The sequence below is a fragment of the Modestobacter sp. KNN46-3 genome, assembly GCF_011039295.1.
Genome location: NZ_JAAKGN010000191.1, coordinates 1 through 7,649, shown reverse-complemented (window position 1 = coordinate 7,649; position 7,649 = coordinate 1). Strand labels below are relative to the sequence as shown.

The window sequence follows — 7,649 nt, the reverse complement described above, 5'->3', positions numbered from 1 at the left end:
CGGCGATGATCATCAGCGACTTCGAGGCCGAGCAGGCTCGGCGCGTCTCCGGGATCGCCGACGTCCGCCCGTTCCGGGTCTGGGTCGAGCTGCGCAGCGCGGCCGACCTGCAGGTGGGTGCCGGACCCGACGCCGACGTCCCGCGGCCGGCGCAGTTCTCCGAGGACGAGCAGGACGCGATGCTGCGCAGTGCCCTCGCCGACCGGGGGTTGTTGGGTGCGCGGATCGGCACGGACATGCGGTACGTGCTGCAGGACACCGTGCGGCGGATCGCCGGTTTCGCTCCCGACGTCGACCTGGTCGACATGACCGAGGACGTCTACGAGCTCCGGAGCATCAAGCACGACTTCGAGATCGAGGCGCTGCGCCGGGCGACGGAGCTGTCCGAGGCCGGGATGACGTTCGCCGCGAGCTCCGCGCAGCCCGGCATGACGGCGCTGGACATGCGGCACCGCTACGCCCTGGGGGTGATCCAGGCGGCCATGGGGACGGACCGGTACGCGGGCTTCAGCGACCACTGGGTGCTGCCCGCGGTCGGTGCCACGACGGCCATCGGGGTGGACTCCGAGCGGGGCATCGGGCTCGTCCCCGGCGACCTGATCAAGTTCGACTGCGGCACGACCGTGGACGGCTACCGGGGGGACGGCGGTCGCACGTTCAGCTTCCGGGAGATCCGGCCGGCGGCCCAACGGCTGTACCGCGTCCTGCTCGAAGCCCACGAGCTGGCCCGGGAGCGTCTGACGCCCGGCCGGCCGGTGCGTGAGGTGTTCGCGGCCGCGGAGTCGCACATCCAGCTCAACGGCTTCCCGCGCTTCACCCGCGGGCACTACGGGCACTCGGTCGGCCTGGACACCTTCCACGAGGAACCGCCGTTCCTCAGCCGGACGGAGGAACGGCTCATCCAGCCGGGCATGGTCTTCGCGGTCGAGACGCCGGCCTACTCCTCGGACACCGGCGCGGTCATGATCGAGGACCTCGTGGTGATCACCGCGACCGGCCACGAGGTGCTGCACCAGCTGCCGCACGAGCTGGTCGTCGTCCCCTGACCGGAACGGTCGAGCAACCGCAGGGCCCGCGCGCCCTCGAGGTCCATGATCGGCAGTCTGGGCGGGTGACCGGTCCATTGATGACGACGTGTCACCTGATGCAAGCGCCCGGTCGCCGGCCTGCTCAACGTGACCGACTGATCACGGACTGTCCGTGGCCGCGCTCTCATGGATACGGAACGGTCTCGGAGCGGTGTTCGGCCCTTCCGGCGGGACACGGCCCACGCCCAGGATGCCGGCCATGACGTCAGCAGAGGTGGTCGGCAGCCGGGTCTCCCGTCGCGCACGGGCCCGGCTGCTGGTACCGCTGGACGGCACGATGGCCAGTTCGGCCGAACTGATGCGGGCCCTGCGGGACGCCGTGCGCCAGGACGGCTCGGTGCTCGCCTGCGCCGTCATCGGCGGGCGGACGGACGACGTGGAGCGCGAGGTGCTCCGGGCTGCGGTGGAGGACCAGGTCGCCCGCGCGGTCGAGGCGACCGGGGTGCGGGGCCGTACGGAGATCGCACTGCTCGATGCAGCGGTGTTCGAGGCGCTGTGCGGGGTCGCCCGCGGGGGCACGCTGGTCGTCGTCCAGGAGAACCGCCGGACGGTGCTGCGCTCGGCAGCGCCGCGCGCGCCGGTGCGCCCGATTGCGCGCCACGGCTGAACGTGCCGCTCCGCCTGAGGTCTGTGGTCAGACGGGGACCGGCTCCCGCTCCGGCTCGTGGACGGCGCGGGGCGCCGAGGCGGCGTGGGCGATGCCGGCGGCGACGATGAACGCGGCGGCGACGGCGGGGAGCACGAGCGCGGTGTCGGCGCCGAGCCGGTCGACGACAACGCCGGTGACGGCGGAGGAGACCGCCTGGCCGACGACGACGGCCGACCCGAGCAGCGTCATGGTGGTCGCCGAGCGGCCGAGCGGGCTGAACTTGGCGGCGAGGCTGTACTGGCTGACCAGCGTCGGCCCGATGCCACACCCGAGGACGGCGAGGGCGACGATCAGCGTCAGCTCCGACCGGGCGGTGGCGTAGGCGATCGCGGCGGCGAGCATCAGCGACCCGAACACCAGCCACCGCGCGCGCAGGCTGAACCGCGCCGGGAAGACTGCGGACCCCAGCGCCAGCGCGGCCGAGCCGATGCCCATGACGCCGTAGAGCAGCCCGGCGCGGTCGCCACTGCTGTCAGCGGCGAGGAAACCGGTGAGCGAGGTGAGGGTGGCGCCGAAGAAGAGGCCGACGCCGAGGGTCCCGGCGACCACGGTGACCAGCGGGAAGTGGGCGAGCTCCCGGGCGGGCGCCTGCTCGGAGCGGGCGTCCTGCGCCCCCGGGTGCAGCCGCCCGGTGGGGTGCAGCGCGAACCAGGTGACGAAGACGAAGGTCAGCGCCGAGGCGCCGGCGATGGCCAGCCAGGGGGCGACGGCGGTGGCGAGCAGTCCGACGAGGAAGGGGCCGACGATGAAGACGGTCTCGTCGGCGGCCGACTCGTAGGCCATGGTCCCGTTCAGCACCCGCTCACGCTGGTTGCGCTGGACCGAGCGCTTGATGATGGCGACCAGCCGGGTGCGCGACATCGGGGCGATCTGCGGCGCCGAGGCGCCGATCAGCACCGACATCGCGAGCAGGGCGAGGGCCGGGGTGCTGCTGGCGACGACGAACGGGAACGCGCCGAGCAGGGTCGCGTTGACCAGCCCCACCGGGACGAGCACCCGGCGCTGGCCGAGCCGGTCGGCGGCCGCGCCGAGCAGCGGACCGGCGAGAGCGGTGCCGATGCCGGCGGCGGCGGAGTTGAGCCCCCCGAGGGTGACCGAGCCGCGCTCGGCGACGACGAGGGTCAGGACGCCGACCACCATCATCGCGAAGGGGAGCCGCGCGATGAAGGCGAGCGGGAAGTAGGAGAGCCCGGCGTGCCGGATGAGCTCGGTGCTGGAAGCGCGCGTGTGGAACATGACCTCTGCTGCGGGATCGGGCGTGCCGCCTTGCTCCGCCGGTCATGCCAGCCGCAGGTTGTTACACACGAGTTGCAGGAACTGCACCGACGATAGCCGACACCGCCTATACGGCGCGCGAGCTAACGGGGATGCGCCCCGGCTGAGTGGGGTCCAATGTCATCGAGCACGCGACCGGCGCGCTTGATTGGGCGGAGTCAGGGGCGAGCGATGAACGAGGCAGAGGTGGTCGCCGCGTTCTGCGCGGCGCTGCGGGCGGACGGTTGGGACGCCCGTACAGAGGTCGACCACATCGATGTCGTCGCCACGCGCGACGGCCGCGAGTTGTACGCCGAGGCCAAGGGGACGACGACCTCTGTGGGCCTGGACGTCGACACCATGTACGGCCAGTTGTTGAGGCGGATGTCCCAGGAGCCTGTACCCGGACGACGCTTCGCGGTTGTCGTTCCCGAGAAAGTGTTCACAGCGGTCTCGCGCGTGCCGGCGTCCGTCCGCGCCCAGCTTAAGATCGACGTCTACGTCGTCGACGAGGCTGGTCGGGTCGAACTTCGGCCCACGCCTGCCGACGCTGCTTGGCGCCCCGGAATGCAGCATGTCGACCCTGCCTACGCAGCGGCGGCGGACGAATGGACAGCCGGTGGCGACGAGGCGGCATGGGAGTCGACGGTGGCCGACGGCCTGACTGACGCGCCGCCACCGCCATCGGGCCATCAGCGTTTGACGTGACAGGGCCCGAACTGAGCGGCGGCTACGGGACGGTGATGACGACCTTCGCGCGGGCGTGCTCGGTCTCCAGGTAGCGGATCGCCGCCGGGACCTCGGCCAGCGGGAAGGTGCGGTCGATCGCCGGGCGCACCGCGCCCGCGTCGGCCAGCCGGGCCAGCTCGGTCAGCCGTTCGGTGGTCGGCGTCGCCGTGTAGCTGACCAGCCGCTGGCGCACGAACCGGCCGATCAGAGATCCGGTGAGGATGAGTCCCATCGGCCCGAGGAGGCTTCCGCCGTTCGACGTCCCCCCGCCGGAGAGCAGCAGCGTGCCGGCCGGGGGTAGCAGCCGGCGCAGGTCACCGAGCGACCGGTTGCCGACCAGGTCGAGGACGACGTCGTACCGCTGCCCGAGGGCGGCGACGTCCTGCTGGCGGTAGTCGACGACGGTGTCCGCGCCCAGGGACCGCACCAGCTCCACGTTCCTCGTGCTGCAGACCCCGGTGACGTGCGCGTCGTACACCCGGCCGAGCTGGACGGCAAAGGTGCCGACCCCGCCCGAGGCCCCGTTGACCAGCAGCCGCTGACCCGGCTGCAGCCGCGCGACGTCACGTAGCCCCTGTAGCGCGGTCGCGCCGGCGAGGGGCACGGCCGCCGCCTGCTCGAAGGTCAGGGAGGCGGGCTTCGCGGCGACCTGGCCGACCGGAGCGCAGACGTACTCGGCGAACGCGCCGTCGCTCAGGCCGGTCTCGCCGTAGACCTCGTCGCCGGGGGGGACATGGGTCACCCCGTCGCCCACCGCCACGACCTCCCCGGCGAAGTCCCGGCCGCGGATGCGGGCCCGGGGTCGCCGCGGGCCGAGCTGTAGCCGAGCCAGGTAGGGATCGCCGCGCATCACGTGCCAGTCGGCGGCGTTGACCGATGCGGCGCGGACGGCGACCAGCACCTGTCCTGGTCCGGGCAGGGGCCGGTCGACGTCCTTCAGCGCCAGGGTGTCCGGGGACCCGTACTGCTCCTGCACGATCGCCTGCATGGCCGTCCTCCCGGTGCACCGGACCGGGGTGGTCCGTCGCCCGGAACGCTAGGGCCGCGGCGACCGCACGATCATCGGGGAAGACCCTGATCCGCGCCCCGATTCGACCGCGGGGGCTGGTCGGCCGTCTCAGCTGGGCACCACGGTGACCGGGCAGCTGGTCGCGAGCGCCCGTGCCGGGCGGGCAGCATGATGGCCAGGTAGTCGCCGGTGTGTTCGGCTCCGCCGACGTAGCGGTACAGGTCCAGCCGGCGGTCGTCAGGTGCAGAGCCGCTCTCGTCCGGGTCCTCGGTCATCGCCCTGCATGATGGCCGACGCCAGTGACGAGACGAGCGCCCGGGGACGTGGGCACCCGTCCGCCACGTGACGCGGTCGCCGCGTCAACGGGGTCGTGGCAGGTCATCGAGGTCGAAGGCGGCATGCAGGGCTGCGGTGAGTTCGACCTCCTGCTCCGGGAGCAGCCGACCGATCTGCCGGCCGAGGGCCGTTGCGAGCACGGTGACGACGTTGTCGCAGCTGATGGCGCTGGCGTGGTCGACTCCGTTTTCCGGACCGACGGCGACCTCGGTGGACAGCCCGCGGACGGTGCTCGTGATCGGCGCGACGGTCACCCGGGTCAGGTGCGGCCGGACCAACTCCCGGGTCAGCACCAGCACCGGTCGGGTCTTGTCCAGCTGCGCGAGATGGATCGGTCGCATCAGGTCAGGTCGTCGAGTGGCGTCCGGGCGGCGTGCTGGGCCAGGGCGTCGAAGTCGTCGTCCCCGCCACCGGCCAGGATCGCTGCGTCGCGCGCGGCGACCTGCCGCCGTCGCTCGTGCTGAAGCGCCCGGCTGACCACGGCCGCTCGGGACTCGGCCTTCCCGTCGGCGACGAGCTGATCGATGAACTGCACGAGCTCCTCGGGGAGCCGGACGGCGATCTGGGTGCTCATCGACCCACGGTACCGCTCTGGGATGCACAGTGGGATGGGTAGACGCCGGCGCTTCGTTGCTGCAGCTTCGGGGCGCACGGCTACGCGCTCAACTCGTCGTTCCAACTCCGGACGGCGGTGCGGAAGGCAGGCGCCCACCGGTCGACCGCGTGCAGCGATGCATCGGTGAGTCCGACGCGCACACCGCGCTCGCCGTGGCCGTACCGGATGAGGTCGCGCAGCAGCTCAGGGGCTCGGCCGAGGTCGAGCTCGTCGGGGTCCAGGTCGTGCAGCCTCGGGTCGAGCAGTCGGCCGACGTGGCGCGGTGCCCACAGGAGTGGGTCACCCACGCCGTTGCTCAGGCCGCTGGCGAGAACCCGCTCGACCAGCAGCGGGAGTCCGCCCCGTGCCCAGGGGCGGCCCCACGGTGAGGCCAGGAACCGCGTGGTGAGCTCGTCGGTGTCAACGTCGTCCAGTCTCCCGGGCACGGTGGCGTCACCTCCGTCGGGGAAGCGGGACAGCATCCACCGCACGATGCAGCGCTGGCTTCGCCACTCCGTGCTGGTTCCCAGGACCTCGTCGAGTCGCACCCCCGTGAACGCAGCGGTGAGCCGGGCGCGGGCGTCGGCCGCACTGATGTCGCGGATGCGGAGATCCGAGTCGTCATCCGCTCTCAGTGAGCGCAGCACCGTCTCGATCGGGTGCTCGAACAGGGCGCCGTCGACGGCTCGGGCGCCCAGCTCGTTGTCGACGCGGACGACGGCGGTGAGCGCATGTCCGCTGGGGATGGTGATGCCGAGGACGACGTCGTCCGCCTCACGGAAGGGGCCGATCAGCTCGACTGCCCGGGCGGCCGGGGTGGCGAGGTGCAGGTCGGCGAGCCAGCGCGGCACGGCGTGCCCACGGTCGGCGATGTCCCGGCGGACCCATCGGCGCAGGCCTGGGTCGTCGGCCAGCGTGGCGAAGGCGAGTGCGCCGGCCGACGTCTCCGGGCGGTCCCAGGCCGTGAGGTGGCGGACGACCTGCGCCGTGCTCCCGGGATCGGCGTCGGGATGGCTGGTGATGTCGAGCATCGACGACGCCATACCGAGCAACGTCCCAGGCGTGGTGGAGTCGAGACCCTCGCGCAGCCCCCGACCCAGGCTCTCCGAGAACTGGGCCCGGAGCTGGTCGGCGCTCGGGGCAGCGGTGGCTTCAGTCGCGGTCGTCATGATTCGAACACTAGTTCGACTGTCTGACAGGAGTGTCCGGTTGATGGCGGCCGTGCTGTGGCCGTCGCGACCTCGGTCAGCTGGCTACGACGGTGACCGGGCAGGTGGTGCCGGGGGCGCGCGCCAGTCGGGCATCGGCGGTGAGCAGGGCGCAGCCCAGCGCATCAGCCAGGGCGACGTAGGTCGCGTGGAGCTGCTCGCGGGCCGCGCCCTCCCGGGCCGACCCATCGCGGAGCAGGGCTGCGACAGCGGCCGAGTCGTCGAGGACTATCACCGCTCCGCGCGGCCTGCGTCCATGGCGTCCACGATCTCGTCGGGGCCGACGCCAATGTCCGGCAGGGCCGCCAGCAGGGTTGGGTTGTCCGCCCGGCGGCTGACGTCGGCCAGCTCACGGATCGCCACCGCGCTGACCGATGTGCGCTCGCGCTCAGCCAGCCGGGTGAGCCGCTCGACCACCCCGGCGGGGACGTTGCGCAGGTACAGGTCCGGCATGGGGCGATCGTGCACGGATGAGTCGGGCTGCGCATCCGCCTTCAGGCCCGGGGCCACGACAGCCGAGGGAGGAGCGGGACGGCGGTGCGCCCGTCGTGGACGTGGAGGCTGCAGTCGAGGCGGTCCCGCTCCCGGACGATCGACTTCAGCGCGCTGCACCAGGCCTCGTCGTCCGGGGTGGGCATCGCTGGGCCGGGTCGCTCTAGATGACCTATTCCAAGGGTCAGTGGTCGTAGGCGATCAGTGATCGCGTCCAGACGACGTTCCCGCGGGAACGTCGTCGGGCTGGGTCGGCGTGGCAAGTCAGGGGTGAGGGCGAGGGTGCCCA

Annotated in this window: 11 protein-coding genes; 3 read left to right on the top strand and 8 right to left on the bottom strand. The window is 72.3% G+C overall.

Annotated features, from left to right (window positions below; translation table 11 throughout):
* Both G5C62_RS23975 and G5C62_RS23970 read left to right on the top strand, forming a co-directional pair.
* On the top strand, positions 1–1,046 hold a 1,046-nt coding region (locus G5C62_RS23975; protein ID WP_164702985.1), incomplete at its 5' end, for a Xaa-Pro peptidase family protein.
* A 241-nt stretch (positions 1,047–1,287) separates the two neighbouring features.
* Complete coding sequence (locus G5C62_RS23970) at positions 1,288–1,695, top strand: hypothetical protein (RefSeq protein ID WP_164702984.1); 408 nt, start codon at positions 1,288–1,290, stop codon at positions 1,693–1,695.
* Between the two features lie 27 nt (positions 1,696–1,722).
* Here the strand turns inward: G5C62_RS23970 and G5C62_RS23965 are convergent, their stop codons facing one another.
* On the bottom strand, positions 1,723–2,973 hold the full coding sequence (locus G5C62_RS23965; protein WP_164702983.1) for an MFS transporter: 1,251 nt from the start codon (positions 2,971–2,973) through the stop codon (positions 1,723–1,725).
* A gap of 210 nt (positions 2,974–3,183) precedes the next feature.
* On the opposite strand from G5C62_RS23965, the gene G5C62_RS23960 reads away from it, so the two are divergent.
* Positions 3,184–3,699 (top strand): hypothetical protein, encoded by a 516-nt coding sequence (locus G5C62_RS23960; RefSeq protein WP_164702982.1) that lies wholly within the window; start codon positions 3,184–3,186, stop codon positions 3,697–3,699.
* Between the two features lie 22 nt (positions 3,700–3,721).
* Here the strand turns inward: G5C62_RS23960 and G5C62_RS23955 are convergent, their stop codons facing one another.
* The 7 genes from G5C62_RS23955 to G5C62_RS23925 all read right to left on the bottom strand — a co-directional run bounded on the left by G5C62_RS23955 (position 3,722) and on the right by G5C62_RS23925 (position 7,506).
* Positions 3,722–4,708: an NAD(P)-dependent alcohol dehydrogenase gene (locus G5C62_RS23955; protein WP_164702981.1), complete on the bottom strand. Its 987-nt coding sequence runs from the start codon at positions 4,706–4,708 to the stop codon at positions 3,722–3,724.
* Positions 4,709–5,088: 380 nt separating this feature from the next.
* Positions 5,089–5,406: a type II toxin-antitoxin system PemK/MazF family toxin gene (locus G5C62_RS23950; RefSeq protein ID WP_164702980.1), complete on the bottom strand. Its 318-nt coding sequence runs from the start codon at positions 5,404–5,406 to the stop codon at positions 5,089–5,091.
* Positions 5,406–5,639 carry a ribbon-helix-helix domain-containing protein gene (locus tag G5C62_RS23945; RefSeq protein ID WP_164702979.1) on the bottom strand — a complete coding sequence of 78 codons (234 nt, stop codon included), beginning with the start codon at positions 5,637–5,639 and terminating at the stop codon, positions 5,406–5,408. Before G5C62_RS23945 ends, G5C62_RS23950 begins: the two co-directional genes overlap by 1 nt.
* An 80-nt stretch (positions 5,640–5,719) precedes the next feature.
* Positions 5,720–6,829 carry a hypothetical protein gene (locus G5C62_RS23940; protein ID WP_164702978.1) on the bottom strand — a complete coding sequence of 370 codons (1,110 nt, stop codon included), beginning with the start codon at positions 6,827–6,829 and terminating at the stop codon, positions 5,720–5,722.
* Positions 6,830–6,905: 76 nt separating this feature from the next.
* A complete protein-coding gene (locus tag G5C62_RS23935) occupies positions 6,906–7,103 on the bottom strand; it encodes a hypothetical protein (RefSeq protein ID WP_164702977.1) in 198 nt (65 codons plus the stop codon).
* Complete coding sequence (locus G5C62_RS23930) at positions 7,100–7,321, bottom strand: antitoxin (protein ID WP_164702976.1); 222 nt, start codon at positions 7,319–7,321, stop codon at positions 7,100–7,102. The genes G5C62_RS23935 and G5C62_RS23930 overlap by 4 nt, the downstream gene beginning before the upstream one ends.
* A gap of 41 nt (positions 7,322–7,362) precedes the next feature.
* Positions 7,363–7,506, bottom strand: a complete 144-nt coding sequence (locus tag G5C62_RS23925) for a hypothetical protein (RefSeq protein WP_164702975.1) — start codon at positions 7,504–7,506, stop codon at positions 7,363–7,365.
* Positions 7,507–7,649 lie beyond the last annotated feature (143 nt).

Bases quoted from the DNA above. Each gene is read 5' to 3' on its own strand.
- G5C62_RS23925 (WP_164702975.1), bottom strand. From the start codon at position 7,506: ATGCCCACCCCGGACGACGAGGCCTGGTGCAGCGCGCTGAAGTCGATC.
- G5C62_RS23940 (WP_164702978.1), bottom strand. From the start codon at position 6,829: ATGACGACCGCGACTGAAGCCACCGCTGCCCCGAGCGCCGACCAGCTC.
- G5C62_RS23970 (WP_164702984.1), top strand. From the start codon at position 1,288: ATGACGTCAGCAGAGGTGGTCGGCAGCCGGGTCTCCCGTCGCGCACGG.
- G5C62_RS23930 (WP_164702976.1), bottom strand. From the start codon at position 7,321: ATGCCGGACCTGTACCTGCGCAACGTCCCCGCCGGGGTGGTCGAGCGG.
- G5C62_RS23965 (WP_164702983.1), bottom strand. From the start codon at position 2,973: ATGTTCCACACGCGCGCTTCCAGCACCGAGCTCATCCGGCACGCCGGG.
- G5C62_RS23960 (WP_164702982.1), top strand. From the start codon at position 3,184: ATGAACGAGGCAGAGGTGGTCGCCGCGTTCTGCGCGGCGCTGCGGGCG.
- G5C62_RS23945 (WP_164702979.1), bottom strand. From the start codon at position 5,639: ATGAGCACCCAGATCGCCGTCCGGCTCCCCGAGGAGCTCGTGCAGTTC.
- G5C62_RS23950 (WP_164702980.1), bottom strand. From the start codon at position 5,406: ATGCGACCGATCCATCTCGCGCAGCTGGACAAGACCCGACCGGTGCTG.
- G5C62_RS23955 (WP_164702981.1), bottom strand. From the start codon at position 4,708: ATGCAGGCGATCGTGCAGGAGCAGTACGGGTCCCCGGACACCCTGGCG.